Origin of the sequence: Neorhizobium sp. SHOUNA12A (genome assembly GCF_023006505.1) — a bacterium.
Classification (GTDB): domain Bacteria; phylum Pseudomonadota; class Alphaproteobacteria; order Rhizobiales; family Rhizobiaceae; genus Neorhizobium.
The window spans coordinates 24,206-49,544 of sequence record NZ_JALBGV010000014.1; the positions used below are offsets into that span (position 1 = coordinate 24,206).

Annotated in this window: 25 protein-coding genes; 7 read left to right on the forward strand and 18 right to left on the reverse strand. The window is 61.6% G+C overall.

Annotated elements, in window-relative coordinates:
- The first annotated feature begins 48 nt into the window (after positions 1–48).
- Positions 49–267, forward strand: coding sequence for a hypothetical protein (locus MOV63_RS09120; protein WP_157885310.1), 219 nt, complete (start codon positions 49–51; stop codon positions 265–267).
- On the opposite strand, the gene MOV63_RS09125 is transcribed toward MOV63_RS09120, so the two are convergent.
- The 8 genes from MOV63_RS09125 to MOV63_RS09160 all read right to left on the reverse strand — a co-directional run bounded on the left by MOV63_RS09125 (position 235) and on the right by MOV63_RS09160 (position 9,773).
- Positions 235–696 (reverse strand): hypothetical protein, encoded by a 462-nt coding sequence (locus MOV63_RS09125; protein WP_247033368.1) that lies wholly within the window; start codon positions 694–696, stop codon positions 235–237. The genes MOV63_RS09120 and MOV63_RS09125 overlap by 33 nt on opposite strands.
- Before the next feature lie 191 nt (positions 697–887).
- Complete coding sequence (locus MOV63_RS09130; protein ID WP_247033369.1) at positions 888–2,576, reverse strand: ABC transporter permease subunit; 1,689 nt, start codon at positions 2,574–2,576, stop codon at positions 888–890.
- The gene (locus MOV63_RS09135; RefSeq protein ID WP_040124912.1) at positions 2,573–3,622 is read right to left on the reverse strand and encodes a PotD/PotF family extracellular solute-binding protein; all 1,050 of its coding nucleotides are present in this window, start codon (positions 3,620–3,622) and stop codon (positions 2,573–2,575) included. The genes MOV63_RS09130 and MOV63_RS09135 overlap by 4 nt, the downstream gene beginning before the upstream one ends.
- A gap of 21 nt (positions 3,623–3,643) precedes the next feature.
- Positions 3,644–4,669, reverse strand: coding sequence for an ABC transporter ATP-binding protein (locus MOV63_RS09140; protein ID WP_247033370.1), 1,026 nt, complete (start codon positions 4,667–4,669; stop codon positions 3,644–3,646).
- Positions 4,659–6,284, reverse strand: a complete 1,626-nt coding sequence (locus MOV63_RS09145) for a CocE/NonD family hydrolase (protein WP_247033372.1) — start codon at positions 6,282–6,284, stop codon at positions 4,659–4,661. Before MOV63_RS09145 ends, MOV63_RS09140 begins: the two co-directional genes overlap by 11 nt.
- A gap of 10 nt (positions 6,285–6,294) precedes the next feature.
- Positions 6,295–7,110, reverse strand: coding sequence for a creatininase family protein (locus tag MOV63_RS09150; protein WP_247033374.1), 816 nt, complete (start codon positions 7,108–7,110; stop codon positions 6,295–6,297).
- A 22-nt stretch (positions 7,111–7,132) separates the two neighbouring features.
- Positions 7,133–8,641 (reverse strand): class I adenylate-forming enzyme family protein, encoded by a 1,509-nt coding sequence (locus MOV63_RS09155; protein ID WP_247033376.1) that lies wholly within the window; start codon positions 8,639–8,641, stop codon positions 7,133–7,135.
- Positions 8,642–8,789: 148 nt separating this feature from the next.
- Entirely contained in the window at positions 8,790–9,773 is a 984-nt protein-coding gene (locus MOV63_RS09160; protein WP_247033377.1) for a LysR family transcriptional regulator, read from the reverse strand.
- A gap of 209 nt (positions 9,774–9,982) precedes the next feature.
- Here MOV63_RS09160 and MOV63_RS09165 point away from each other — a divergent pair, with 209 nt between their 5' ends.
- Genes MOV63_RS09165 through MOV63_RS09180 form a run of 4 tightly spaced genes read left to right on the forward strand, consistent with a single transcriptional unit; the run spans position 9,983 to position 12,637 of the window.
- A complete protein-coding gene (locus MOV63_RS09165; protein WP_247033378.1) occupies positions 9,983–10,627 on the forward strand; it encodes a lysophospholipid acyltransferase family protein in 645 nt (214 codons plus the stop codon).
- On the forward strand, positions 10,624–11,571 hold the full coding sequence (locus MOV63_RS09170) for a phosphatidate cytidylyltransferase (RefSeq protein WP_247033379.1): 948 nt from the start codon (positions 10,624–10,626) through the stop codon (positions 11,569–11,571). Before MOV63_RS09165 ends, MOV63_RS09170 begins: the two co-directional genes overlap by 4 nt.
- On the forward strand, positions 11,571–11,963 hold the full coding sequence (locus MOV63_RS09175; RefSeq protein WP_247033380.1) for a hypothetical protein: 393 nt from the start codon (positions 11,571–11,573) through the stop codon (positions 11,961–11,963). The genes MOV63_RS09170 and MOV63_RS09175 overlap by 1 nt, the downstream gene beginning before the upstream one ends.
- Positions 11,960–12,637, forward strand: coding sequence for a CDP-alcohol phosphatidyltransferase family protein (locus MOV63_RS09180; RefSeq protein ID WP_247033381.1), 678 nt, complete (start codon positions 11,960–11,962; stop codon positions 12,635–12,637). The genes MOV63_RS09175 and MOV63_RS09180 overlap by 4 nt, the downstream gene beginning before the upstream one ends.
- Here the strand turns inward: MOV63_RS09180 and MOV63_RS09185 are convergent.
- The 5 genes from MOV63_RS09185 to MOV63_RS09205 all read right to left on the reverse strand — a co-directional run bounded on the left by MOV63_RS09185 (position 12,595) and on the right by MOV63_RS09205 (position 17,986).
- A complete protein-coding gene (locus MOV63_RS09185) occupies positions 12,595–13,512 on the reverse strand; it encodes an SMP-30/gluconolactonase/LRE family protein (protein WP_247033382.1) in 918 nt (305 codons plus the stop codon). The two genes, MOV63_RS09180 and MOV63_RS09185, sit on opposite strands and share 43 nt — an antisense overlap.
- Before the next feature lie 24 nt (positions 13,513–13,536).
- Positions 13,537–14,484: an ABC transporter permease gene (locus MOV63_RS09190; RefSeq protein ID WP_247033383.1), complete on the reverse strand. Its 948-nt coding sequence runs from the start codon at positions 14,482–14,484 to the stop codon at positions 13,537–13,539.
- Complete coding sequence (locus tag MOV63_RS09195) at positions 14,481–15,422, reverse strand: ABC transporter permease (protein WP_040124928.1); 942 nt, start codon at positions 15,420–15,422, stop codon at positions 14,481–14,483. The genes MOV63_RS09190 and MOV63_RS09195 overlap by 4 nt, the downstream gene beginning before the upstream one ends.
- On the reverse strand, positions 15,419–16,882 hold the full coding sequence (locus tag MOV63_RS09200; protein WP_247033384.1) for a sugar ABC transporter ATP-binding protein: 1,464 nt from the start codon (positions 16,880–16,882) through the stop codon (positions 15,419–15,421). Before MOV63_RS09200 ends, MOV63_RS09195 begins: the two co-directional genes overlap by 4 nt.
- An 87-nt stretch (positions 16,883–16,969) precedes the next feature.
- Complete coding sequence (locus tag MOV63_RS09205) at positions 16,970–17,986, reverse strand: ABC transporter substrate-binding protein (protein WP_040124930.1); 1,017 nt, start codon at positions 17,984–17,986, stop codon at positions 16,970–16,972.
- A 240-nt stretch (positions 17,987–18,226) separates the two neighbouring features.
- Between MOV63_RS09205 and MOV63_RS09210 the strand changes: the two genes are divergently transcribed.
- A complete protein-coding gene (locus tag MOV63_RS09210; RefSeq protein WP_247033385.1) occupies positions 18,227–19,465 on the forward strand; it encodes a GAF domain-containing sensor histidine kinase in 1,239 nt (412 codons plus the stop codon).
- On the forward strand, positions 19,462–20,178 hold the full coding sequence (locus MOV63_RS09215; RefSeq protein ID WP_247033386.1) for a response regulator transcription factor: 717 nt from the start codon (positions 19,462–19,464) through the stop codon (positions 20,176–20,178). Before MOV63_RS09210 ends, MOV63_RS09215 begins: the two co-directional genes overlap by 4 nt.
- Positions 20,179–20,201: 23 nt before the next feature.
- On the opposite strand, the gene MOV63_RS09220 is transcribed toward MOV63_RS09215, so the two are convergent.
- From MOV63_RS09220 to MOV63_RS09240, 5 genes are all read right to left on the reverse strand, one after another.
- Positions 20,202–22,292 carry a carboxy terminal-processing peptidase gene (locus MOV63_RS09220; protein ID WP_247033387.1) on the reverse strand — a complete coding sequence of 697 codons (2,091 nt, stop codon included), beginning with the start codon at positions 22,290–22,292 and terminating at the stop codon, positions 20,202–20,204.
- Positions 22,293–22,470: 178 nt separating this feature from the next.
- On the reverse strand, positions 22,471–23,232 hold the full coding sequence (locus MOV63_RS09225; protein WP_247033388.1) for an SDR family NAD(P)-dependent oxidoreductase: 762 nt from the start codon (positions 23,230–23,232) through the stop codon (positions 22,471–22,473).
- A complete protein-coding gene (locus MOV63_RS09230) occupies positions 23,232–23,594 on the reverse strand; it encodes an NIPSNAP family protein (RefSeq protein ID WP_247033390.1) in 363 nt (120 codons plus the stop codon). The genes MOV63_RS09225 and MOV63_RS09230 overlap by 1 nt, the downstream gene beginning before the upstream one ends.
- Before the next feature lie 90 nt (positions 23,595–23,684).
- Complete coding sequence (locus MOV63_RS09235) at positions 23,685–24,554, reverse strand: SDR family oxidoreductase (protein WP_247033392.1); 870 nt, start codon at positions 24,552–24,554, stop codon at positions 23,685–23,687.
- Between the two features lie 42 nt (positions 24,555–24,596).
- Positions 24,597–25,256, reverse strand: coding sequence for an O-methyltransferase (locus MOV63_RS09240; RefSeq protein WP_247033393.1), 660 nt, complete (start codon positions 25,254–25,256; stop codon positions 24,597–24,599).
- Between the last annotated feature and the right edge of the window lie 83 nt (positions 25,257–25,339).

Genomic DNA, 25,339 nt, shown 5'->3' on the forward strand with positions numbered 1-25,339 from the left:
ACGCCCTCAAAGAGTTTTAGATTGCCCGCACAGGTTGGGGGTTGGTGCATGGCATGCTCGGATTTGCAAATTGATATGGAAGCAGAACTCGTCGCTCTGGCGAGGCTGGTGATCTACGCGAGAGAGATCGCAAAGGGCCTCAAATCGATCGAGGTCGAGGCTGGACTTTCCGTGACGCTTGAAGCGATCACCAAGGAGCTTACCGGTGATCTGGATGTTACGGCGGCCAAGCACTCACGCAAAACACCAAGTCAAACCTATCAATAGGCGGGAACCGCGATCGGATAGTGGGCGACGGTTGATGTCGCTGAACGGTGCAGTGGGGGCGGCACGAAGGGCTCGACGGGCGGTATGGAAGCACGTCGAGCCCTCGCCGCAGTGGGGGTAACCGCTGGGGCGGCCCTGCGGCAGTGGAACCTCCATACAGCTGTCGCTGTCGTCCAGTTCAATCAGGAAATGTAGCGTATCTTCGGCAAATTTCCACCGCAACCGACGAGTTACTGGGACAACTTTTGCAGGTGCATCATCTTGTCGCCGCGCCGGATCAATGCGCCAGCAGAATGCCTTCAAAATTAAATGGATTTTGGACAAATCGGATAAGACTGGCATGAAAGCGAGACTGTCAAAAACTGCTTCTGCTGAAGAAAATATATCGATCTTCGGAGTTCCAACCGCCCGCAATAACACGTCGGCCATGAGCCTGCGCGGTCCACGGCCGTGGGTTCAACTTGACCGCAGAACGGTTGCTGTTTCTCTAGCCCTTCTGAGTGCGCTTTGGATATTGGGGGCGGCGATCCTTGTCTATCTACTGACATAGAGCGTTGGTTGGTCCGAACTTCCTGGATATCCAGCTTGATTCCGGATCACCACCCGTTGTTCCACCTTGTCTATCTGGCATAGAGGCGATCGAGACGCACGACCTTGCCCAATACGGTCAGCGCAATCACCGTGAACAGGATCAGCACCGCTGAGATTGCATGCGCGGTCGGCTCCAGGCTGAAGGTTGATTCCGCGTAGATCCTGACCGGCAGAGTCGTCAGCCGCGCGGTCGTGAGGAAGCTCGTCACCGTCACCTCGCCGAAGCTCAGCAGGAAGCCGACGATGCCGGCCGCGAACAGTCCCGGCGCCATTCCCGGCATGATGATCAGGAAGAAGCGTCGCACCGGGCTTGCCCCGAGGCTCGCCGCCGCCTCCTCCTGCGCCCGATCGAGCCCCATGACCGAGGTGGTCAGAAGCGTAATTGCAAACGGCAGGATGACGATCACGTGGATCGCCACGAGGCCGAGGAAAGGCGGGATGATCAGGTAGATCTGCAAGAGCCGCAGCATGCCGACGCCGATCGCCACATGCGGCAGCGACATCGGTAAAAGCCAGAAGGTCAGCAGCGCGGACCGGCCCTTGAAGGGATAGCGGGCGAGCGCGAATGCGGCAGGCAGCGAAAGCGCCAGCGCCACCAGCATTGAGGTAACGGCAAGCCGCACCGACACCCAGAAAGCATCCGCATAGGTTCCGGCAAAGAACACCGCCTCGTACCATTTCAGCGTGAAACCGCGGAAGCCGGAAGCGGTCGCCTGCGGCACGTCGTTGAAACTCTGGACGCAGACGAGCACCAGCGGCAGCAGCAGGAGCAGCAACGAGGTTGCAAGCAGCAGCTTCGACACGATCGGCCCGAGGATGTCGATGATCGGCACCAGCCAGCGCGGAATGCCCCACGGATTGCTGGGCTTGCCCTTCAACCACGGCATCAGGCGATTGAGCGCGTAGGCGCAGAGCGCCGCAAAGGCGAGACCGGTGACGGTCATGATGATCGCAAGTGCGGCGGCAAGCGGCGCATTGAGGTTCTTGATCGCTTCCTGCAGCACCAGCATGCCGGTGGTCCAGACCTTCTTGCCGCCGAGCAGCGAGGCGGACACATAGGCCGTGGTCGCCATCAGGAAAACGATCACGGTGCCGGAACGCAGGCCCGGCAGGGAGAGCGGCAGGTCGACGGTGAGGAACCGGACCGCCGGAGATGCGCCAAGACTCTGGGCCGCTTCATGCACCCGTGGCGAGGTATTCTGCAGGTTGTCGTAGAGCGCCAGCACCATGAATGGCAGGAAGACCTGCGCCAGTGCAACCGCGACCGCACCATGGGTGAACAGCATGAACCGGGCCGGCGGAATGCCGATGAGGCCGGTGACGGAATTGACCAGCCCTTCGGGTGCCAGCAGCAGGATGATGCCGAGCGAGCGCACCACGACATTGGTCAGCAGCGGAATGAGGATGACCGCAAACGCGGCCGCGCGGTATTTCACCGGCATCCGCGCCAGCCAGTGGGCGAGCGGATATCCGAGAAGCGCGGTGATCACGGTGACGCCGAGGCCGAGCAGGATGGTTTCGGAGACGACGCCGAAATAGAAGCCATCCGATACGATATCCCGGAATTGCGCGATCGACGGTGCCAAAAACAGCGGGCCGAAAGGATCGGGATACTCGTGCAGGGAAAGCACGAGTACCACGAACATTGGCGCCGCGAAGGATAAAAGCAGCCAAAGGGTGACCGGCGCTGCAAGCGCTGGCCCGATCCAACGGTTCATCCGGCGATCTCCCGATCGTATTTCGCCTGCCATTTGGCGCGGCTGGCGTTGATCACGTCCCAATCGAAATCGACGAGCTTGGCGACATTGGCATCGCCGAGCACGAGCTTCGACTTGATGTCGTCCGGCACGGTGATGTTGCTGACGGTCGGCGAGTAGTAGATCTGGCGTGCGTAGGCGAGCATGCAGGGTTCGGAGAGATGCAGGTTGATCCACTCTTCGGCGAGCTTCTGGTTCTTGGTGCCTTCGGTGATGCAGGCGACGTTCATCGAAAGCGCCTGTCCCTCGACCGGGGTGGCGATCGCAATATTGGGATTGCGCGTTTCGACATAGGACTGGGTGAAGCTGCCGAATTCGACCGAAAGATCGGCGAGCTTCTGGTCGAACATTTCGAAAAGCTGCGCCTGGCTGCCTTGGATCGCCGCGAAAGGCTTCAGTTCCTTGACCTTTTCGAACGCGATGTCGGCGTTCTTCTCGTCGCCGCCCCAGACCCGGGCGGCCATCATCAGCGCGGAAATGCCTTCGGCGCCCAGACCATCCGGCCAGGCGATGCGGCCCTTCCATTCCGGGTTCCACATGTCCTTCCAGGAGGTGATCGGCTTCGACGCCTTGGTCTTGTCGTAGACGATCGTGCAGGGGTTGAAGGCAACTCCGTAACCGCCCTTGCGAGCGCTCGGATAGAGCGCTTCGAAATTCTTGACGGCAGGCGTCGGCGCCTGGGTCACGCCGTCCTTCACCGCCTGACGGCTTTCGAAGATGTTGAGGTAGAGAACGTCGAAGCTCGGACGGCCGCGTTCCGCATAGGCGCGGGCGCGACGGTCACCGGTGCCGCCGAGAACGTAGCTGATCTTGCAGCCGTATTTCTCGACCAGCGGCTTCTCGACATATTCCTTGACGATCTTTTCCTGCGCGCCGCCCCAGATGCCGACGACCAGTTCGTCGCCTTTTTTCGGCTCCTGCGCGGAGGCGGGACGGATGATGTGGAACGGTGCGGCAAGGCCGGCACCGGCAATCAGCTTGTTGAATGTACGACGCGAGACGTTCATGTCTTGGTTCCCCTTTTTCTGTCAGATGAATGTGGCGCCACCCGGCTGGGTCTGGATGCTGCACGGCGTCCCGAGGGGCGGAGGCGGCATATCCGAAGGCACGATCAGGCGGATCGTGCCGCATGCGGATTGGATATCGGCTTCGTAGGTGTCGCCGAGGAAGGCTGCATTGACGAGGGTGCCGGAGACATTGAGCGGCCCCGGCCCGTACGAGAGCCTGAGCCGCGACGCACGCAGGACGAGGCGGGTGGCGCCGGAAGGCGCTCCCTCGCAGGTGAGCCCCGGCGCCGTGAACAGGCCGTTCTCGGTCCTCCCCTCGATCACCGTGCGGGCGCCGAGGAAGGAGGCGGTGAACGGCGAATGCGGCCGGTCGCAGAGCCCGACCGGCGTGCCGATCTCGGCGAGCAGCCCCCTGTTCATCACCGCGACGCGGTCCGACATCGCCAGCGCCTCCTGCTGGTCGTGGGTAACGAAAACGGTGGTGATCCCGAGCCGCTGCTGAAGCGTGCGGATTTCGGTGCGCATGTCGGCGCGCAGATGGGCATCGAGATTGGAAAGCGGCTCGTCAAGGAGCAACACGTCCGGCTCGATCACCAGCGCGCGGGCAAGCGCTACGCGCTGCTGCTGGCCGCCGGAAAGCTGGCCGGGATACCGATCGCAATAGGCGCCGAGCCCGACCGTATCGAGTGCTGCGGCAGCGCGGGCGCGGCAGTCGGCCTTGCCGACATGGCGCATGCGCAACCCAAAACCGACATTGTCGAGCGCCGTCAGGTGCGGGAACAGCGCGTAGGACTGGAAGACGACGCCAATATTACGGGTGTGCACCGGCCGCTTGCTGATGTCCTCGCCGTTGAGGACGACGCGCCCTTCCGACGGCTGCACGAAGCCGGCGATCATCCGGAGCGTCGTCGTCTTGCCGCAGCCGGAAGGTCCGAGCAGCGACAGAAGCTCGCCCTTGGCGACCTCGATCGTGAGGCCGCTGACGGCGACGGAATCGCCGTAGGTGGCCGTGATGTTGTCGAGCGTCAGGTAGTGCTTATGCGACATGGTCGGTAGCCTCGGGCATGATCAGGCGAGAACGCGTCGTCCCGCCATGGCAGATGGAAATGGTAATCGGTCGCCGCGCCATTTCGGGCACGGAGGCGAACGGCCCGTTGCCGGGATGGACTTCGAAGACCGGCGTGCCTGCGCCCTGCAGGGAAAGCCGCAAGGCGAAACCTTCGGAAACGGTGACGCAGATAGGGCGCAGACTGATGCGCGTCGAAACTCTGCCACCGCCTGCGAAGCGGGCATAACCGGTGCTCAGCACCCTCGCCTCTCCAGATGGCGCGACGAGCGACAGTGTCGCGCAGAGGTCGAAACCTTCGGATTGCGTTTCGACCTCGATCTCGGCCGAGGCCTCGCCAACGAAGAAACGCGCCGCGTCGAAGGGCGCAGTGGTATAGACGGCGACATCGGCGCGGTTGTCGTGGTTGCTTCGATCGGCAAAGCCGACAGGCGTGCCGAGATGGCCACCGACAAGCGGCGTCGGACGAGTCGGATCGTGCACGAACGTGTCGCGGGCTTGCGCGCCGCTCTCCATCGACAGGCTACCGTCGCTGACCATGGCCGCACCAAGGCCTGAGGATGAGAGGAAAAACTCGGCTTCGGAGCTGACGGGGCGGCCTGCGAGATCGAGCCAGCGCCGCCGCCCCATGTCGAACAGCCTCACCGGCTGCGGCTTTTCGCCAAAGCCCTTGAGATAGAAATCAAAGAAGGCCAGTTGGGCGCGGTCGATCGAGAGTTCCGCACCAGCACCCATATCACTTGCGCCGCCTGCACGGTTCCAGGGTGCATGTGCCCAGCAGCCGATCACCAGATGAGTGCTATCCGGATGCTTGGCCCTGAACGCGGCATCTGCAGCCCAGGTGCCTTGAAGCAGGAAGTCCGCCCATCCACCGGTATGGAGAACCGGTATGTCCAGTGGATCGTCGGCCAGCAGCGCACCCGGCGAAACCGCATCCCAATAGTCCTTCTCGTCCGCCACCCATTTGGCGAGGTGCGATATGTCGGGCCGGGAGACGAGCAGGTAGCGAAGGGCTGCCTCGTCCGTGACCGCGCCAATCGCCCCATAGGTCCTGGCATCCTCGCGCCGGGCCGCGGTCAGCCGAGCCATCTGCGCCGCCCAGCCGGCATTGAGGCCGAGCCGGAAGGCAGTGCCCTCATAGGCCCAGTCGTCGCGTGGCATCCAGGAGCCCATCGCAGGCGCAATCGCATCCGGCCGCACACTTCCCTTGCCGGCAATGGCAAAATACTGTGTCACCGCCTGGTAACTGAAGCCGTAGAGGCCGAGCTTGCCGTTGCTTCCAGGCAATGCGGCCGCCCATTCCAGAGTGCGTGCGCCATCCGCGATCTCGCTGACGAAGGCCTCGAAGACACCACCGGAATCGCCGCAACCGCGCACGTCCTGGATGACGACGATATAACCATGTGAGGCGTACCAGGAGGGATGCGCCAGAACGAGCGTGGAGGCGATGGCCCGCCCGTAGGGCTGCCGCATCAAGAGGACCGGAAATGTGCCCTCCCCGACCGGGCGATAGATGTCGGACACCAGCACGACGCCGTCATCGAGCAGAAGCTCGCCCCTTTCGGGGCCGGAAACGCCGTATGATGCGGGTGACATCGTCAAATCATCAGCCCTTGTACATGGTTTTGGAAGTGATCCGGTCGAGCGGGAAATCCAGCACTTCCCTGATCAGCTTCAGGAGGTTCGTGGCACTGCGCTCGACATAAAGCCGTCCCCGCTCGGCATCGCCGGCAGCGGCATTGCCGCAGGCGCCGGAGGGCTGCACGTCCTGAGTCTGCCAGCCGTAGCCGATCCGGCCTTCCGGCATCAGCAAACCGCCGGCGGCTTCCAGCTCTACGGAGACGGGAACGAAATCCTCGGCATATTGCATGTCGATCAGCTCGCGATGCAGATGCAGCATCACGCTGGTCTCCGCCTCGCCGCCATGGATGCCGTGCTTCATCTCATGCGCGCTGAACAGATCGGAGAAATCGGCGCCGGCGCTTGCCCAGGCGCTGACGGCGAACATGTCGAGCTTGATGCGCAGCTCGCGGCAGACGATGTCCATCACCTGCGGCTGGCCGCCATGCGAATTGACGAAGATGATCTTGCGGCAGCCGGCGCGATTGACGCTCTCTCCGAGCTCGAACCACATCTTGGCCAGCGTGTCGTAGTTGAAGGTCAGCGTGCCCGGATAGGCAGTGTGCTCGACCGACTTGCCGACAGGCATCATCGGCAGGACCAGAACCGGCAGGTCGTCGTCCATCAGCTCGACCGTGCGGGCGACGACGCCGGCATTGATCGCGGCGTCGACGCGGACCGGAAGGTGTGGCCCGTGCTGCTCGACGGCGGCGATCGGCAGGATTGCCACGAATTTTTCCATCTCGAACTCGGAGAAATCCTTTGCCGAGTGGTCCCACCACCAATGCGACTTCAGTTTCATCGACATATCCTCCGTTTCAGTGTCAGGCAGCAGCGGCGCGTGCCGCCAGCTCCGCCTTGGCGATCTTGCCGGTGGGGGTCATGGGCAGCTCTGCGAGCGAGATCACCGTCATGACGGAGAGATCGTAGGGAAGCGTCGCTGCAATCTGTGCCTTGGCGGCCTCGCCATCGACCGGCGCGGCGGCCTGCACAAAGGCGACCGGCCTTGTCTTCATCACCGCATCGGGCACGCCGACCACCGCCGCCTGCTCGATGCCAGCGACCGTCGATAGCGCCTCTTCCACATCGCGCGGATACCAGGTCTTGCCGCCGACCTCGAGAAGCTCGGAGCGACGTCCCATCATGGTGACAAAACCGTGCCGGTCCATCGTGCCGATATCGCCGGTCCACAGCCAATCGTCGCGCAGCGTCTCGGCGGTCTTTTCGGGCTTGCCCCAATAACCCCACATGAAGCCGCCACGGAGCGCGATTTCGCCGACCGAACCGCAGGGAAGTTCGCTGCCGTCGGAATTGAGAATGCGCACTTCCTTGTCCGGAAGCGGCATGCCGGCGCGGCGGGTCTCGATATCGGCGGCATCGAGCTTCGGAAAGCCCAGCGCCACGAAACCGCCGAGCTCGGACTGACCATAGCTTTCGACCAGCGGCAACTTCAGCTTCTCGTGCCAGCCAGCCTTGAGAACCGGCGGAACCGGACCGCCGCCGGACATGCTCATGCGCAGCTTCGCGGGCGCGTGGCCGCGGATAGAGGCTTCATTGAGCACATCGGTTAGAATAGGCGGATTGGCGATCAGCATGGTGGCGCCACGTGCTTCCAGCGCATCGAAGCCGGTCGCTTGAGTCCAGCGGCCCATCACATTGATCGCAGCGCCTCGGGAAAGCTGCGGCAGGAGATTGCCGACCAGCTGGTAGGAACTGGATAGAGCGCTCGGGCCGAATGAAACGTCGTCCGCGGTGATCTGTAGCCGCTCGGCAATGCAGCGGGTCGCCCGCACCGTCGGCTCGTGCTTCAGGCAGGCGCCCTTCGGTTTGCCGGTCGTCCCGGACGTATAGGAAAGATGGGCAATCGCATCTTCATTGCCCGGATCGGCAGGCGCCGGCAGGGCAGCGGCCATCAGGTCCGGCAGGGAATGAGCGCCCGGTTGCGGCCCATCCATGCAGATCAATGCCCGGATCGTCGGCACGCCGGCGGCTGCCGCCCTCACCTGTTCATGTTTGTCGTGAGTATAAACGACCGCAGTCGGCTGGTGATCGCCGAAATAATAGGCAAGTTCGTCCGCGAACTTGACGTTTACGAGAGCTGAAATCGCCCCGAGCCGCCAGCAGCCCAGCATCGCCGTCAGATAGTCCATGCCATTGTGGGCAAAGATCGTTACCCGGTCGCCCGGCCTGACGCCCAGATTATGCAACGCGCCCGCCGCGCGCTCCATCGCTTCGACGGCCCCGGCATAGGTCAGGCTCCTGTCGCGATCGACCCAGTGGAAACATGCGTGGTCGGGATCGCGATTGGCGCCATCCACGAGAAGAGTGTGCATCAACATTTCGAAATTCCCCGGCGCTAAATCTGCCTGCTCAATTCTTTGGCAGATGTAAATCCTGCCTTCAGCATGAGCAAATTTGCGCCAGAGGTGAATGCCATGGCCGTCGATAGCGGGTATATCCGTTTGCTTATACCTGGCGGCGTCAAGAGGCAGCCCGCAGCGGGATTGCGGATGGCGCGGGGTGGAGTGTCTGGTCGAAGCGGCGGGCGACGGTGCGGATGACATTGCGCAGCCACCGGTTGGCGCCGCTGTTGTGAGCCCGCTCGTGCCACAACAGATAGAGGTTCATCTGGTCGAATTCCCGCGGTGCCTCGACGAGCTGCAGATGGTTGGCCGGGGCATTGGCGACGATATATTCCGCATAGGGCCGCGCCGTGGTGAAGATCAGATCTGTTTCGGCAAGGATCGCCGGGATCAGCGCGTATTCCGGCACCGACATGGCGATGCGGCGGCGCATTCCAAGCTGCGCCAGCCGCCCGTCGATCGGGCTGTAGACGGCGTTGGAGCCGGGCGTCGGCGATACATGGTCGGCATCCATATAATCGTCGAGCAGGAGGCGTCCGCGCTTCGCTAGCGGGTTCGATTTCTGCACCACGCAGGCGATGTCGCAATGCAGGAGTGTGCTCGATTTCAAGCTCTGCTGTGGCGCCGGCCAATTGCCGATCACCATGTCCACCCGGCCCGATCCCAGATCCTCGATCAGGTCGCTCTGTTCCGAGGGCGCAAAAAAGTCGACCGATATGCCGGGCGCTTCGCTTCGGATGCTGGTGGCGATCGGCGGAATGAGGAACGTGCCGAAGCAATTGACCGCGGCGATCCGCATCCGGCTGTGAACCATGCCGGGATCGAACTGGCTGCTGCGGTTGAGCGTGTCCAGAAGACCTTCGAGCATGGCCGCGATCGAGGCCATCACCTCTTCGCCGCGCTCGGTCAGCACCAGTTTCTGGCCGCTGCGCACGAGAAGCGGATCCGCAAATATCTCCCGCGCCTTCTTCAGGCAGGCACTGACGGCCGGCTGGCTGTGTCCGAGCAGCACGGCGACCTTGGAGACATTGCGCTCCCTCAGCAGCAGATAGGTGGTGCGCAGCAACCTGACGTCGATCGAGGGATTTATGTTCGCGTACACGGCCGTTTCCTCTTGCAGGCGGATCGCGGGACGCGATGCAAGTGATGTGCCACCTAACGAACTTGTATGGCTCCGGCGGTGGAGGGCGCATGAGTGACGCGGCAGCATCTCTGTGATTTTTCAGCTGGACGCCTGCGAAGTTCCTTTCTTCCGGCGGCGACGGTGCTAGAGTTTGGCCGGCGCGATCGCGAGCTTCGGCCGGGGGATGGATGAAAAGTTTTATTGCAAAGGCCGCGGCGGCGGTAATCGTCCTGTTTGCCCGGGCGGTCACGGCGGTTCGCGCCATATGGCCGGAAGAAGGGTTGCCTTCCCGCCCCTGCGTCTATTTTGCCAATCACTCCAGCCATGGCGACTTCGTGCTGGTCTGGGCGGTGTTGCCGCCAAGGCTCCGCCATCAGGCTCGTCCGGTTGCCGGCGCTGAATACTGGCTGAAATCGCCGCTCAATCGCTTCATCGGCAGCGACGTCTTCAATGCCGTCCTCATCGAAAGGGAGCGAGACAAGAGGACAGAGGATCCCATTGCGCAAATGGCCTCGGCAATCGACGCCGGTTCATCGCTGATCCTCTTTCCGGAAGGCACGCGCAATCAGTCCGAGGCCCCTCTCCTTCCGTTCAAGAGCGGTATTTTTCATCTGGTCACGGCGCGGCCGGACATAGATCTCGTTCCGGTCTGGATCAACAATCTCAATCGCGTCATGCCGAAGGGCGAGATCGTCCCGATACCGCTGATCTGCACCGTCACCTTCGGTAGTGCCCTGCAGTTCGGCCCGGGTGAAACCAAGGACGCTTTCCTCGAACGAATGCGAAGCGCTCTTTTAGCTTTGTCTCCTAAACCTGCAGGGAGTGGTGAATGAGTGCCGCGAGTTCCGATCTCTTGACGCTGGTGGCGGGTATCTTCGGCGTGCTCATTCTCGCCTCGGCCATCGGTTACGTGCTGCAGCAGCGCCTCTCGCCGACCGGCTCGAACGCGTCGATCGAAAACCTCAATGCCCGGATCAAGGCCTGGTGGATCATGGTCGTCCTGATCGGCATTGCCTTCGTGGCGGGCCGCATCGGCGTTCTCATTCTATTCGGGTTCTGCTCCTTTGCCGCGCTTCGGGAATTTGTCACCCTCATCAACACCCGCAGGGCCGACCACTGGGCACTGGCCGCCGCCTTCTTCGTGGTGGTGCCGCTTCAGTATTATCTGCTCTGGGCGGAACAATATGGCATCTTCTCGATCTTCATTCCGGTCTATGCATTCCTGCTGATGCCGATCATATCCGTGCTCAGGGGCGATACGGAGCGCTTTCTGATCCGCATCGCCGAGGTGCAATGGGCACTGATGATCTGTGTCTTCTGCGCCTCGCATGTCCCGGCACTGCTGACCCTGAACATACCGGGCTACGAGGGGCGCAACGTGCTGCTGATCGCCTTCCTGGTGATCGTGGTCCAGTTGAGTGACGTGCTGCAATATGTATGGGGCAAGCTGTTCGGGCGCACCAAGATCGCTCCGAAACTGTCGCCATCGAAAACGGTCGAAGGTTTTGTCGGCGGCGTCATCAGCGCCACTCTGATCGGTGCAGCCCTTTGGTGGATTACGCCGTTCACTCCGGTTCAGGCGGGACTTCTCGCCTTCGTCATCACATTGATGGGTTTCTTCGGCGGCCTGGTGATGTCGGCGATCAAAAGGGATCGCGGCATCAAGGATTGGGGCAATCTCATCGAAGGTCATGGTGGCCTGATCGACAGGCTGGATTCCGTCGTCTTCTCTGCACCGATCTTCTTCCATATCGTACGCTACTGGTGGTCGCTGTGATGTCGGACGCGCTGAAGCGGCTGGCGCGCAGCGGTACGGTGCATGTGCTGTTTGCGTTTCTTGCCATGGGCGGCTGGGCCGTTTTTGCCAACCGCGCTTATGAAATGCCAAAGCCGCTTTATTCCGGTGCGGTACAGGGCGTGATGTCGGCTTGCCTCACGTTTTTCCTGAAATCGGCGATCGACGGGCTTTCGAAGCGCTTTGACGGCCTGACACGGTTTTGGGCGCCGCCGGTCATTGCCTGCCTCGGCTCGGCCGCTGTTCTCGTCGCGATCCACGCGGTGAGCGGCACGCCGGAAATCCTCAAGACCGTCGCGGTTCCGCTTCTGGTATCGACGAGCTACGCCACGATCTACAACTATTCGATCTCCCCACGAGGTGCCAAGACATGACCGAGACAGGCGACAGGCGGCCTCTGGCAAGCCGCAACACTCGCTGGGCCGGCGCGATCGCGCGGTGGATGGCGTCGAGAACCATCACGCCCAACCAGATATCCCAGGCCAGCATGGTCGCGGCAGCCTCTGCCGGCGGCGCCTTCTATCTGGCGGGACAAACGGTCGGGTGGACGCGTATTGGCTGCCTGCTACTGGCCGCCCTATGCTGCCAGGGCCGGTTGCTTTGCAATCTGTTCGACGGCATGGTCGCTGTCGAAGGTGGAAAAGGAGAGCCGGACGGCCCGTTTTGGAACGAGTTCCCGGATCGCGTCGCCGATCTTCTGATCTTTGCGGGCGTTGGATACGGGATCGGCATGCCTGGTCTCGGCTGGGCCGCCGGTGCCTTTGCCGTCTTGACAGCCTATGTCCGGGAACTCGGCCGCGCCACAAGCAATCCGAGTGATTTCTCAGGCCCGATGGCCAAGCAGCACCGGATGGCAACGATCACCGCGGCAGGATTGGCATCCATCCTTGAACCCTTGTGGGGCGGGTATAACCAGGTCCTGATGATTGGTCTCGGAATAGTCGCACTCGGCGCGGCCTTCACGGCAATCCGCCGCTCAAGGACGTTGATCGCGCGCCTCAAAGGTCAGCCCAGCGCCGCGCCGTTGGTCGCCAGGAAAACCGAATAAAGCGACTTGGTGGCGGTGATGAAAAGCCGATTTTTGCGCGGGCCGCCGAACGTGACGTTTGCGACGGTCTGAGGCACCAGGATTTTGCCGAGAAGCTCGCCTTTCGGGGAGAAGCAATGCACGCCATCGCCGGCGCTCGTCCAGACGTTGCCCTGGACATCGACGCGGAAACCGTCGGGCAGGCCGTTGTCGAGACTGCAGAAAATCTTACCGTTGGCAAGACGCTTGCCGTCGACCACGTCGAAGACGCGGATATGACGCGGCGCGCTGACATCATGGCTGGAGGCGGAGTCGGCGATGTAGAGTTTCGTTTCGTCCGGTGAGAACGCGAGGCCGTTCGGCTGGCCGAAATCGGTGACGGTCGCCTCGAGGTCGCCGCTCACCGGATCGAGGCGATAGACGTTACGTGTATCCTGCTCCGGCTCGGCCCGGTAACCTTCATAATCGGATTTGATGCCGTAGGTCGGATCGGTGAACCAGACGCTGCCGTCCGAGCGAACCACGACATCGTTCGGCGAGTTGAGCCGCTTGCCCTGATAACGGTCGGCAAGAACGGTGATCGAGCCGTCGATCTCTGTCCGGATGACACGTCTGCCGCCGTGCTCGCAGGAAACCAGTCGGCCCTGCCGATCACGCGTATTGCCGTTGACGAAATTCGACGGCGAACGGAAGATCGAGACGCCGCCGTCCGGCGCCCAGCGCAGCATGCGCTGGTTGGGTATGTCGCTCCAGATCAGGCAGTTCAGATCCGCAAACCAGACCGGACCTTCGGCCCAGCGGCAATCGGAATAAAGCTCCTCGAGGGCCGCGCTGCCGACGATCAGCTGCCGGAAGGCTTCGTCGTGGATCTCGTAGATGGAGGTTTTCTGCGGCATGGGAATGTGTCCGATTGGAGTTGTTCATCGGTTGGATTGACGGCCGCCGGCAACCAGGATGACGGCGATGATGATGAGGCCGGTCAGGATGAGGCGGAACCCGGCGCCGAAGCCATAGGTATTCAACATCGACACGACAAGAAACATGAAAAGCGACGCGCCCCAGATGCCGGGGATGTTGGAGTTGCCGCCCGCGACCGCCGTTCCGCCGATCACCACGACGGCGATCGACATCAGCAAGTATTCGGACCCCATGTTCAGTGCAGCCCCGCCGGAGAAGCTCGCGAGCAGATAACCGCAGATCGAAGCCAGCACGGCACAGAGGATGTAGGTGACGAGCCGCGTGCCGTCGACCGGAATGCCGGTCATCCGGGCAGCGAATGTGCTTTGGCCGATCGCCGAGATCCAGCGGCCATAAATGGTCTTTTTCAGCAGAACCCACGCGACGACCGAGAGGATCAGGGCGACGATCGCAATGTTGGGGATGCCGAACAGGCTTGAGGTCGTGAAGCTCGCCAGCACTTCCGGCGGTTTGATGCGTAGGCCGCGGTTCGCCCAGATGGCTGTCGATTGCACGATGAAACTTATGGAGAGGGTCGCGATGATCGGCGGGATGCGCAGCAGTTTTATCAGCGCATAGTTGCCGATGCCGATTGCGAAACCCAGCAGGATCGACGTCAGCAGGCCGACGAGGATCATGCCATCCTGCACGTCCATCAGCTTCAGCGCCAGGGTTCCGGAAAGCGTCATCGTGGCGGGCACGGAAAGATCGATATTGCCGGGACCGAGGGTGATGACGAACATCTGGCCGATGCCGACGATGACCGAGAAGGCCGCGAAGGTTAAGGCTGCCTGCGACAAGCCAAGCGAGCTTGCGCCGCCGGTAAAAAGAACGGTGACGACCCAGACGATAACCGTGGCCGCGAAAGACCAGATCCAGGGCTTGGTAAACAAGAGGCGTGCGGCGGTCATCGGCCCTTCTCCCGCTTTTCCAACCGGTTCAGGAAAAGGCGAAGCGCCAGCACGACGATCAGGATCGCGCCCTGCGCACCGATCTGCCAGTCGGGCGATATGCGCATGAAGGAGAGGAAGGAGCCGGCGAGCGTGAGGGTCAATGCGCCGATAACGGCGCCGATCGGCGAGACCTTGCCGCCGACGAATTCGCCGCCGCCGAGGATGACGCCCGCGATCGACAGCAGCGTGTAGCGCAGCGCGATATTCGCATCCGCCGAGGTCGTAAGGCCGACGAGCGTGATGCCGGATAGAACGGCGAAGAAGCCGGCCAACGCATAGGTTCCGGCGCGGATGCGGATAACCGACCAGCCGGCGCGCTCGACCGAGCGGACATTGCCGCCAATGCCGCGGATCAGCACACCGACGGAGGAGCGCATGATGACGAAATGGGTGACCGCCGCGATGACGATGCTGGCGACGATCGCCATCGGCACAAAAGGAGGCCGGGAGGTCATCAGCCAGCGGGCCCAGATCGGAGCCTCGCCACCGGGAGACGGCAGCATAAGGACCGCAAGCCCGCCCCAGACGAAGCTCATACCGAGCGTCACGACGATCGAGGGTAATTCTCGAACATGGATGACAACGCCGATCACGGCATAGGCCGCAATGGCGCCCAGGAAAATCAACACGCCGATTGCCGGGGACGCCTGCAGGAACGTCGCCGTCACGCAGGCGCAGAAGCTGACGAAGGCGCCCATCGACAGGTCGAGATCGTTAACCGCCATGATCAGCATTTGCGCCACCGTCGCGAGCGCGATCGGCACGGCGAGATTGAAGAGCAGGTTGAGGCCTGTATAGCTCATGGCGCGCGGCTGCATGTAGAAGACGGCGGCGAGCAGCAGCGCCAGCGACGCGGCAGGGATGATAAGGCGGATCGTGCCGGAGGATATCTTCATGCCGCCTCGCCTGCGCTGAAGGAAGCCTCGAGCACGTTTTTCTCGGTGATCTCGTCGCCCGCGAGTTCCGCGACGATGGCGCCTTCTCGAAAAACGTAGACCCGGTCGCAGAGGCGAATTTCGTCCATTTCCGTCGAATACCATATGAAGGTGCGGCCGGTGGCAGCCTCAGAGCGCAGAATGTCATAGACTTCCTGCTTGGTGCCGACATCGACGCCGCGCATCGGATCGTCCATCAGCACGATCCTCGCGGTCGTCGCCAATGCACGGGCGAACAGCACTTTTTGCTGATTGCCGCCGGAAAGCGACAGGATGCGGTTTTCCATATCCGGCGTACGGATCTCGATACGCTTCTTCCAGCCGTTGCCGAGCACGCCTTCGCGGTCATGGTCCACGATGCTCCGGGAAGAAATATCACCAAGCGAGGCGATGCTGAGATTGTTCAGGATGCTCCAGAGCGGGAATATTCCGTTCAGGCTGCGGTCGCCTGCAACGAAGGCGATGTCCTTCCGGCGTGCCGGCCACCAGTTGCTGTTGCGCGAGAGATAGAGATCAAGAAGCGTTTCCGTCTGGCCATGTCCTGCGAGACCGGCAAGACCGATCATCTCGCCGCGATGGGCTTGAAAGGCAAGACCGTGACCCCGTCGCGGCGGCATGGCAAGCACCGGCGCACCATCACGCTTGTCCACCGCGCGCTGCCATTCCTGCTCGCGTACCACGTTGCCCATGGCTTCGACGAGGCTACGGGTACTGAACTCCGAAGCGGAGCGGTCGGCGACGACGCGGCCGTCCTTCATCACCACGATGCGGTCCGAGGTGGAGAGGATTTCGCCGAGGATATGCGAGATCAGCAGCACAGATCCCCCTTCCCCGACGAACTTCCGAATATAGGCCATGAGCTGCGCCGCCAGCCCTGCGTCGAGCGAAGAGGTCGGCTCGTCGAGAATGACGAGCTTTGGCTTTTCGTTCAGGCCGGCGAAGCTGATGGCGATCTCGACCATCTGTCGCTCGGCGATCGAAAGGTCGTCGATCGTGCTGTCGCAATCGATGCCGTGGCCGGGGAAAATTTCCCCCAATTGCTGTTTGACGAGGGCGACTGCCCTGGTGCGCCAGTTCCAGCCGGCGAGTTCCGCGTGCATGACGCGGGCGTTCTCGTTGACGGTAAGGTTGGGGCAGAGCGACAATTCCTGGAAGACGCAGCGAACGCCTTTGGCTCGCGCAGTCGAGATGCCATGTTGGGCCGTAGCACCGCCATAGCTGACTTCGCCCGCATGCGGGTTCAGGCTGCCGTTGATAACGTTGACGATGGTGGACTTGCCGGCGCCGTTGTGGCCCACGAGGCCAACGCATTCCCCGCAGTGGATGACGAGATCCGCTCCGTCCAGCGCCTTGACGGCGCCGAAGGTCACCTTGACGCCGCGCGCCGCGACCATCTCTCGTCTTGCTGTTATTTCATTCATGCGGAACACGTCATCGATGATCTGGGCAGGGCAATGCGGAGGCACGGCACCTGCTGGCGCCGTGCCCTGTTGTGTGGGAGGATCAGCTCACTTGGCGCTGCTGATGACTTTCTGGGCGTCTTCCAGCGAATATTCGACATTGGCGACGCCGCCCTTTTGGGTACTGGCGAGGTTCGTTTCGAGATTGGCCTGGTCGATGCGCAGGAAAGGAACAACCAGGTCCTTCTTCACCTGCTTGCCGTCAAGGATCTGCTGCGCCACCCAGAAGGCGAGCGTCGAGACGCCGGGCGCGATCGAGACCGACATGGTCTCGTAGCCGTTCTTGTCTTTCTGCTGTTTCCACCAGACGAGTTCGTCCTCGCGGTTGCCCATAACGATGGTGGGGGTCGGTCGGTTCGCTGCGGCGAAGGCCTGTGCCGCACCATAACCGTCGCCACCCTGGGTCACGACTGCCGTGATTTCCGGCAGGCTCGGAAGGATGCCCGCGACTGCGCGTTGCGCGACATCCTGAGCCCAGTCGCCGTTGACGGCACCGACGATCTTGAACTGCGGGTTTTTCTGAGCGCCCGCCTGGATGCCAGCGTGGATTTCATCGTCGACCGAAACGCCGGCGAGGCCTCGGATCTCCAGAAGGTTCCCACCCTTCGGCATCTTCTTGGCGAGGTATTCGACCTGGCTTTCGCCCATCCCCTTGAAGTCGACCGCGATGCGCCAGGCGCAAGGTTCGGTTACGATGCCGTCGAACGAGACGACCGTGATACCGGCGTTGCAGGCCTCCTTGATGGCGCCGTTGAGGGCGGTCGGCGAGGCGGCATTGATGACGATCGCATCATAGCCCTGCAGGATCATGTTCTGGATCTGCGCGGCCTGCTCGGTCGCCTGATTTTCTGCGGTCGTGAACGGATCGGCAGCGGCGACGATCTTCTTTGCGACGGCGTCCTTGGTGATCTTGTCCCAGCTGGTCAGCATCGCCTGCCGCCAGGAATTGCCGGCATAGTTGTTGGAAAGGGCAATCTTCTTGCCCGAAGTTTCGGCCAGGGCAGAGAACGGCCCGGCAACGCAAGCGATAGCGACAGATGCGAAAAGCATCTTTCTGATGATCATGATTTCCTCCCTAGAGTTCCCAACGGGGTTCTCCTCGGGCCGCTCCTCAACGGTGGCCGAAGATAGTGTTTGCGCTGAGCCCCGTTTGCTCAGTAGGAGGAGAATGGAGGAGAAATCAGATGTTGTATAGGCGCATACAAGCAACCTTTCTGCGGGTGCTCGCGCAAAATATGCGGGTTCCCGCAAGACAAGAACCACAACGAAGCGTCTAATGGTTTCAAGGACTGGAGGAGGTCCGTCATGCTCAATCGGGCGCGAAACGCGTTGTTCGACCGCTATCTCGGCATCTCCCGGCTTCTTGCCGGCCAGCTCGATTTTAATGCTATCATCCAGGCGGTGGCCGCCGAGATCAGCCACATCATTCCGCACGACCATCTCGACGTCTGCATCAAGATGGTGGATGGCAAATACCACATCGCTTACGAAAGCGGACTTGCGACTGCCTGGAGCCAGCAGCCGCCGGCGCTCTTGACCGGCAGCCCGATCCGCACGCTTTTGGCCGGAGAGGTGGATTTCCTTTTGTCGCCCGATGCCTGTGCCGACCCGCGCTTCCATTTCGAAGGCGCCTTTTCGAGCCCGATTATCGCGCTTTCCTTGAGGAGCAGGCTGCATGTGCCGCTCAAGGTCCAAGGAGATATCATAGGTGCCTTGAGCTGTTCCAGCCATGAACGTGACAGCTATTCGATGGAGGATGTCGAGAACGCCCGTTCGATCGCCGACCTCTTGGCACCCTATTTCTTTGCATTGAGGGCGGCCGAACAGGCCAAGCGCTCGGCGATCGTCGAGACGGAGGCACGTGCCCGCGAGGAGGGGCTGCGGCTGGGGGCGCTGAAACTGACGGAGGCGCTGGAGGCCGAACGCCAGAGGATCGGCATGGACCTGCACGACCAGACGCTTGCCGACCTGACGCGGCTCTCACGGCGCATGGAGCGGCTGTCGAGGCTTGCGGACATGCATGGCGATGCGCTCGAACCGCTCTGCCGCACCCTGCAGCAATGCATGCACGATCTTCGTGAGATCATCGAGGAGGCCAAACCGACCGTGCTGCAGCTGTTCGGCGTGGCGGAGGCGATCGAGAACCATCTCGAACGCTCGGTGCGCGAAAGCGGGCAGCCAATCGAATGGCGGATGATTGACGAAAGCGACGGAGCACTTGTTGACCTCGACCAAACCGTGGCGACGGCCCTGTTCCGCATCGTCCAGGAAGCCGTCAACAACGCCATCAGGCACGGCCAGCCGAAAACCATCCTGGTGCGTCTTGCGAGCCGCAAGCGGATGCTTTCGATCGAGGTGGACGACGACGGCAATGGCATTTGCAGCCCGCAGGACAAGGCGGGCCATGGGATCGACAACATGAAGACACGGTCGCGGCTCATCTCCGCGCGGTTCGAGATGGCCGGTCATGCCGACCGTCGCGGCACATCCGTGAAGGTCACCCTGCCCGTCGGGCCGAAGCGCCTGGTGGAGCCATTGTCATGAGGGTCCTGATCATCGAGGACGACCCGCTGCACCGGTCCTATCTGCACGAGGCGGTGCGGGCCGCATTGCCGGAATGCGACACGGTCCTGGAGGCGGAAAACGGCCATGCCGGTGAGGTGCAGGCGCGCCAATCGCGGGCCGAGCATGTGGTCATGGACCTGCAGATGAGCGAGCGAAACGGCATCGAGGCGGCCCGCACCATCTGGCGCGAGCGGCCGGACACCAAGATCCTGTTCTGGTCGAACTATTCCGATGAAGCCTATGTCCGCGGGGTGGCACGCATCGTTCCGGAAGGTGCGACCTATGGGTATGTGCTGAAATCAACCTCCGACGAGCGGCTGAAGCTGGCGCTGCGCGGCGTCTTCATGGAGTCGCAATGCGTTATCGACCGCGAGGTGCGTGGCATCCAGCAGAAGAGCCTCGGCAATGCGCATGGTTTAAGCGATGCGGAATACGAAATCCTGGTGGATGTGGCGCTCGGCCTGACCGATAAAGCGATCTCCCAGCGCAAAAGGCTCTCGCTGCGGAGCGTCCAGAACCGTCTCCAGCAGCTTTATGAAAAGCTGGATGTGTACGAAGTGCCGGGCGACGGACCGGAGGGCTGGTACAATCTCCGCATGCGGGCCGTTGCCGTGGCGCTGCTTCGTAAGGTGCTGAACGCCAGCGCGCTCGAAAGGGCCGAACGCGAATTGCGCAATTCAGGCGGGAATTAAGTGGCGAGGCGGCGGCCCGCCTTTCACCGAGTGCCGGGCTTTGACGTGCCCTGCAGCAAATCCGCTTCATCGGCAACAATCGAGGCAGCTTCGTTCTGCAGGACGTCTTTGGCGTTCTTGCGGGCGTTTTCAATAGCAAGATCAGCACTCAGGCTACGCTCGTTTGCTTCCAGGCCATCGTCTCCACTGCGAGCCAAACCGTCGTTTGTTTGCTCGCGCGCCTTGAGACGGGCTGCCAAGGCAGTCAATTCGTTTTGACGTTCGGATTCATTGAGAGAAATGACGCGCTTTTCGCGCTGCGCCTTCAATTCGGCGGCGTCCTCGACAAAATGCTGGAAATTCCGGTCGTTTTGCACCCGAGCATCATGGCGGCTTTTGAGCTGCGGCAGCAGCGCCGCCATATTGCCCGCGGCCGTATACTTCGCAGGCTTGATCTGGGCCCATGGCAGCGCGTTGTCATAACTCGCCTCGCCAAGGGTCTTCGGGTCCGAAAGGCCGGGCAAGCTGATATCGGGTGTCACGCCCCGCAATTGTGTCGTCCCGCCGTCGACACGGAAAAACTGCGCAATCGTCAATTTCAGCTCGCCGAATTTCGGTTTGCTGTTGTGGGCGACATTGTCGAGATTGATGACGGTTTGTACGGTGCCCTTGCCGAAACTAGGCTCACCGACAATCACACCGCGACCGTAATCCTGTATCGCTGCGGCAAAAATCTCGGAGGCCGACGCTGAACCGCGATTGATCAGGACACCGACCGGGCCTGCCCAGGCGGGCGCGGATAAATCATCGCTTTCTACCTCGACCTTGCCTTCGGCATCGCGTTGCTGAACTACCGGGCCTTTGCCGACGAACAGGCCCGTCAAATCGATCGCTTCGGCCAATGACCCTCCCCCGTTATCGCGCAAATCGATCAAAACGCCGTCGACGTTTTCCCGCTTGAGTTCGCCAAGAAGCTTGGCAACATCGCGGCTTGCGCTTCTATAGTCCTTGTCTCCTTTGCGCCGCGCGTCGAAGTCCTCATAGAACACCGGCAGGGTAATCACCCCAATTCTGCGCGCCGCACCGCGGTCCTCCACGGATAGGATGGCCTTTTTCGCGGCCTGTTTCTCGAGGCTTATCTTGTCCCGAACCAGGCTGATGACGCGGTGGCTCTCGCCGGCGTCTGCCGGCAGGACGTCCAGGCGGACAACGGAATCTTTGGTCCCGCGTATCATTTGCACGACTTCATCGAGGCGGGTGCCCACGACTTCTTTTACGGTGCCATCCTCGCCCTGACCGACCCCGATAATACGATCCCCGACCGCCAGCTTTCCGGACAGTTGCGCGGGCCCTCCCGGTACGAGTTCACGGACCGTCGTATAGCCATCGCGTTCCTGCAATACCGCGCCGATACCAACCAGCGAAAGCTTCATCGAAATGTCGAAGTTGGCCGAAGCGGCAGCACCGAAATAATCCGTGTGCGGATCAACCGACGTGGTGTAGGCGCCCATGAATGACTGGAAAACGTCGTCGCTCTTGTACGTATAGGCGCGCTCGAGGATATTTTGATAGCGCTTGTCGAGCGTCTCGCGAATCGCCGCATCGGCTTTGCCGGCCAGCTTCAAACGCAGCCAATCGCCTTTGACGCGTTTACGCCACAGCTCGTTCCTTTCCTGCTCCGACTGCGGCCAGGGTTCTTCGTCGCGGAGAAAAGAGTAGCTTTCCCGCACGCTGAAATCGATGTTCTGCTTGAGCAAGCTGCGCGCGTACGTCATGCGATCGACAACGCGCTGCGCATAGACATTAAAAATCGAAAACGGAATATCCAGGTCTTCCTGGACGATGGCATCATCGATCCTGGAGCTGCTGGCCATGAACTTGTCGATGTCGGCTTGCAGGAAGAGCATCCGGTCCGGATCAAGGGACTTGATGAACCGATTTATGATCTTGACAGATAGCGCATCGTTGAGCGGAACCGGCTTATAGGCATATCGCGTCAGCAATTGTGCGCTCAAATGAGCGGCTTGCGCTTGGCCCTGCAGCGGCGACAAAGCCGGCGGCGGCCCAACTTCCAGCGCATATGCTGAAGGCGCAATTGCAAGGAATATGCCGAGGAAACCGTGGTGAATGCGCATTCGACTTTGATCCCATTTGCAACGTCGAGACTATAGTGTTGGGATCTTGGTGCAACAATTATGGCGTTTTGGCAACGATATCCGCGAATGGTGCATCCGCCACGAAAACACTGGCTCCCCGCGATCGCTTGATCGCCGACACGGGCTCCGGCGCCAGGTCCGCCTTTGAGGGAAAGAATTACGCGCCGCTTCTTGTTCGGCCGCCATCTACATGAATGATCTGCCCGGTAATAAAGCCCGCTTCATCGGAGACCAAAAAAGCCAGAGCGTCTGCCACGTCCTTGGGCACGCAGGCGCGCTTGATGGTCTGTTGGGATATGATCCGCTCCATCACCTCGTCGGCCGACGGCCCATCCAGGGGCAGGCGTCCGGCGAATCCCTCCGTGAGAACGACGGTCGGAGCGAGCGAATTCACCGTGATGCCCCTGTCTGCAAGTTCGTTGGCGAGTGCCTTCGTGACAGCGTGAACGGCGCCCTTGCTGGCAATGTAGGCGAGGTCGCGCGTCTGAGGGTGAAGCGTCACGGCAGATCCCGTCGTTACGATTCTTCCCCAACCGGCAGCAGCCATCGCCGGGACAAATTCTCGGGCGAAGTGAACAATGGATTCGACGTTGATGGCGTGAACGCGTCGCCAGACCTCGGAAGTGACGGTCTCGAGCGTCGTGATAGGCATATAGGCGGCGTTATTTACAAAGATATCGCAGCAACCGAACAGGTCGAGAACGGTCGATGCAGCGCCTTCAATGTTCCAAGGTTCGCTGACATCGCAGACGAGTGCATATTTCTGTCCGTTGCCGGAAAGCGACGGCAGGAGTGGGGTGGCGTCGTCCCTGTCGATGACCACGACGTTGGCTCCGTCCGCCGCAAGGCGTTCGCAATAAGCCCGGCCTATACCGCGGGCGCCGCCGGTCACGACAGCAGTCTTTCCTTCGAGTGACATCACAGATATCCTCCCGCTGAAGGCAGGCCGTCGAGCCCGCGCAGAAGAACGGTCTCGACCTTCTTCACGATGACGCGGTCCTGTCGGATCCGTGCAAGCCCTTCCTGCCACCGTGGATCCGCATGAAAGCTATCCCAGTTGCTCTGGACATCTTCGAGCCTCGAATGGCTCGATATCTGGAAAAGCCTGTCAGTGGTTTCCTCCGTCCAGAAGCCTACCGGCATGATGCCGAATTCCGGCATCATGGGAAGGGCGAGTTCGGCAAGGACCTGCAACAGGGTCTCCATCTCGCCCTCGAGGACGTCATAGATCCGCAGGTCATACGCGCCGACCGTAGCCAATTGTGTGATCGTGTCGTTCATCGTCTTTCCTTGATTGACTGGGACCGCGTTGGCTGACGTGAACGCTTACGGTGCAGAACCCGCGTTCGAGGCGCGGGTTCTGCATTTCAGTCAGCCTGCGTAATATTCCGGGCGACCGAGGTCATCGAGAAGGCTCACCTCCCGCGGCTGCCAGCCGAGGAGTGCGCGCGTCCTCGCGCTGGAAGCCGCCATGTCGCTTCTCGCGAAATGGGCGAACCAGCCGAAATGCTCGCGCGGCCGGGACTCGACCGGAAGACCGAGCGCGGCTCCGATCGCTTCGGCGATCTGCCTGAAGGGCACGCTCTCTTCTGCGACCGCGTGATAGACCGCTTCCGTGACGCCTGTTTCCAGTGCAAGGCGATAGACGCGGGCGGCGTCGCGACGATGAGTGCCCGACCAGCAATTGGTGCCGTCGTCGACATAGGCGGAGACGCCTGTCTGACGGGCGAAACGGATCAGGGTCGGGACGAAACCATGATCGCCAATTCCATGCACCGAAGGCGCGAGGCGCACCGTGGCCGCCCGCACGCCGCGCTCGGCGACAGATCGTGCCGCGATCTCCGATTTGCGCGGAAAGGCCGGGTTTGGAAGATCGGCTTCCGTCGCCCTGCGGGGCAGGCCCATCAGACCGGAGGTGACGATCAGCGGGCGGCTGCTTCCCACCAACGCCTCGCCGAGGGTTACGATCACGCGCCGGTCCTGCTCGACATTCTCGAGGAACTTGGACAAATCGTCGTGATTGAAGGCGGTATGGATGACGGCGTCGGCCTTTGAGGCCGTTGCGCGCAGGAGCCCAAGGTCGTCCAGCGAACCTTCGACGGGGGTCGCGCCGATGGCGGACAGCGTGGCTGCCTTTCCGCTTGAACGACAAAGACCGCTCACCGTATGGCCGGCACCGATCAGGTCCTCGACAACCGCAGAGCCGACCCAGCCGGTGGCGCCTGTAACGAATACATGCATTTTCATTCTCCTATGGGTGGTTTGTTGGCGTGTGTCTCGGCATCAGCCCAGGCGGATGGAAAGCTCGATGCCCTCGGCGACCTGGGTCGAGAGGTAAGAGGCGGTCTGCGAGCGGACGTGTTTCAGGTATTCCGGGCTGAAGTCGACGTCGTCGGCAAGGACAAGCGCGCCGGGCCTCAACCGATCCTCGACCAGCGCAAGTACGTCTTCATAGAGGGCCTTGGCGCCGTCGAGCACGAGCAGGTCGATGCCTTCGGGCAGATCGCTTGCAAGCGTGTGAAGCGCGTCGCCTTCGCGCACCTCGACAAGATCCGAAAGCCCCGCTTCGGCGATGTTCCGGCGGGCGCGCGCCACCTTGGACGGCTCGAACTCGGTGGTGATGATGCGACCTCCGTCGTTGTCGCGCAGCGCGGCCCCGAGGAACAGCGTCGAGACGCCGAAAGAGGTGCCGAACTCGACGATGGTTTTTGCTTTCATGCTCCTCGCAAGCATATAGAGAAGCTCGCCCGTCTCCCTGGACACGGGCAGCCAGAGGTCCTTCAACCGGCTATAGAAGTCGAGATATTCGGTCTTGCTTGTCAGCAGACGGTCGCGTTCTTCCTCCGACATTGCTGCCATGGCGGGGCTGGTAGCAGCGTCGGCCTGCCTGAAGAGGCGGTCCAGCAAGGGAGCGAGCGGAGCGCTCAAAAGGGTGGAATTCATGATCAGAACCGTTCGTGTTTGCGTATGATTGCGTTGAGCCGGAAAATACGATTAATTAGTCGCGTTCGCTAATCGCTTTACGG

Coding starts and splice junctions, on each gene's coding strand:
- MOV63_RS09120 (WP_157885310.1), top strand. CDS start 49: ATGGCATGCTCGGATTTGCAAATTGATATGGAAGCAGAACTCGTCGCT.
- MOV63_RS09125 (WP_247033368.1), bottom strand. CDS start 696: ATGGCCGACGTGTTATTGCGGGCGGTTGGAACTCCGAAGATCGATATA.
- MOV63_RS09130 (WP_247033369.1), bottom strand. CDS start 2,576: ATGAACCGTTGGATCGGGCCAGCGCTTGCAGCGCCGGTCACCCTTTGG.
- MOV63_RS09135 (WP_040124912.1), bottom strand. CDS start 3,622: ATGAACGTCTCGCGTCGTACATTCAACAAGCTGATTGCCGGTGCCGGC.
- MOV63_RS09140 (WP_247033370.1), bottom strand. CDS start 4,669: ATGTCGCATAAGCACTACCTGACGCTCGACAACATCACGGCCACCTAC.
- MOV63_RS09145 (WP_247033372.1), bottom strand. CDS start 6,284: ATGTCACCCGCATCATACGGCGTTTCCGGCCCCGAAAGGGGCGAGCTT.
- MOV63_RS09150 (WP_247033374.1), bottom strand. CDS start 7,110: ATGAAACTGAAGTCGCATTGGTGGTGGGACCACTCGGCAAAGGATTTC.
- MOV63_RS09155 (WP_247033376.1), bottom strand. CDS start 8,641: ATGCACACTCTTCTCGTGGATGGCGCCAATCGCGATCCCGACCACGCA.
- MOV63_RS09165 (WP_247033378.1), top strand. CDS start 9,983: ATGAAAAGTTTTATTGCAAAGGCCGCGGCGGCGGTAATCGTCCTGTTT.
- MOV63_RS09170 (WP_247033379.1), top strand. CDS start 10,624: ATGAGTGCCGCGAGTTCCGATCTCTTGACGCTGGTGGCGGGTATCTTC.
- MOV63_RS09175 (WP_247033380.1), top strand. CDS start 11,571: ATGTCGGACGCGCTGAAGCGGCTGGCGCGCAGCGGTACGGTGCATGTG.
- MOV63_RS09180 (WP_247033381.1), top strand. CDS start 11,960: ATGACCGAGACAGGCGACAGGCGGCCTCTGGCAAGCCGCAACACTCGC.
- MOV63_RS09185 (WP_247033382.1), bottom strand. CDS start 13,512: ATGCCGCAGAAAACCTCCATCTACGAGATCCACGACGAAGCCTTCCGG.
- MOV63_RS09190 (WP_247033383.1), bottom strand. CDS start 14,484: ATGACCGCCGCACGCCTCTTGTTTACCAAGCCCTGGATCTGGTCTTTC.
- MOV63_RS09195 (WP_040124928.1), bottom strand. CDS start 15,422: ATGAAGATATCCTCCGGCACGATCCGCCTTATCATCCCTGCCGCGTCG.
- MOV63_RS09200 (WP_247033384.1), bottom strand. CDS start 16,882: ATGAATGAAATAACAGCAAGACGAGAGATGGTCGCGGCGCGCGGCGTC.
- MOV63_RS09205 (WP_040124930.1), bottom strand. CDS start 17,986: ATGATCATCAGAAAGATGCTTTTCGCATCTGTCGCTATCGCTTGCGTT.
- MOV63_RS09210 (WP_247033385.1), top strand. CDS start 18,227: ATGCTCAATCGGGCGCGAAACGCGTTGTTCGACCGCTATCTCGGCATC.
- MOV63_RS09215 (WP_247033386.1), top strand. CDS start 19,462: ATGAGGGTCCTGATCATCGAGGACGACCCGCTGCACCGGTCCTATCTG.
- MOV63_RS09220 (WP_247033387.1), bottom strand. CDS start 22,292: ATGCGCATTCACCACGGTTTCCTCGGCATATTCCTTGCAATTGCGCCT.
- MOV63_RS09225 (WP_247033388.1), bottom strand. CDS start 23,232: ATGTCACTCGAAGGAAAGACTGCTGTCGTGACCGGCGGCGCCCGCGGT.
- MOV63_RS09230 (WP_247033390.1), bottom strand. CDS start 23,594: ATGAACGACACGATCACACAATTGGCTACGGTCGGCGCGTATGACCTG.
- MOV63_RS09235 (WP_247033392.1), bottom strand. CDS start 24,554: ATGCATGTATTCGTTACAGGCGCCACCGGCTGGGTCGGCTCTGCGGTT.
- MOV63_RS09240 (WP_247033393.1), bottom strand. CDS start 25,256: ATGAATTCCACCCTTTTGAGCGCTCCGCTCGCTCCCTTGCTGGACCGC.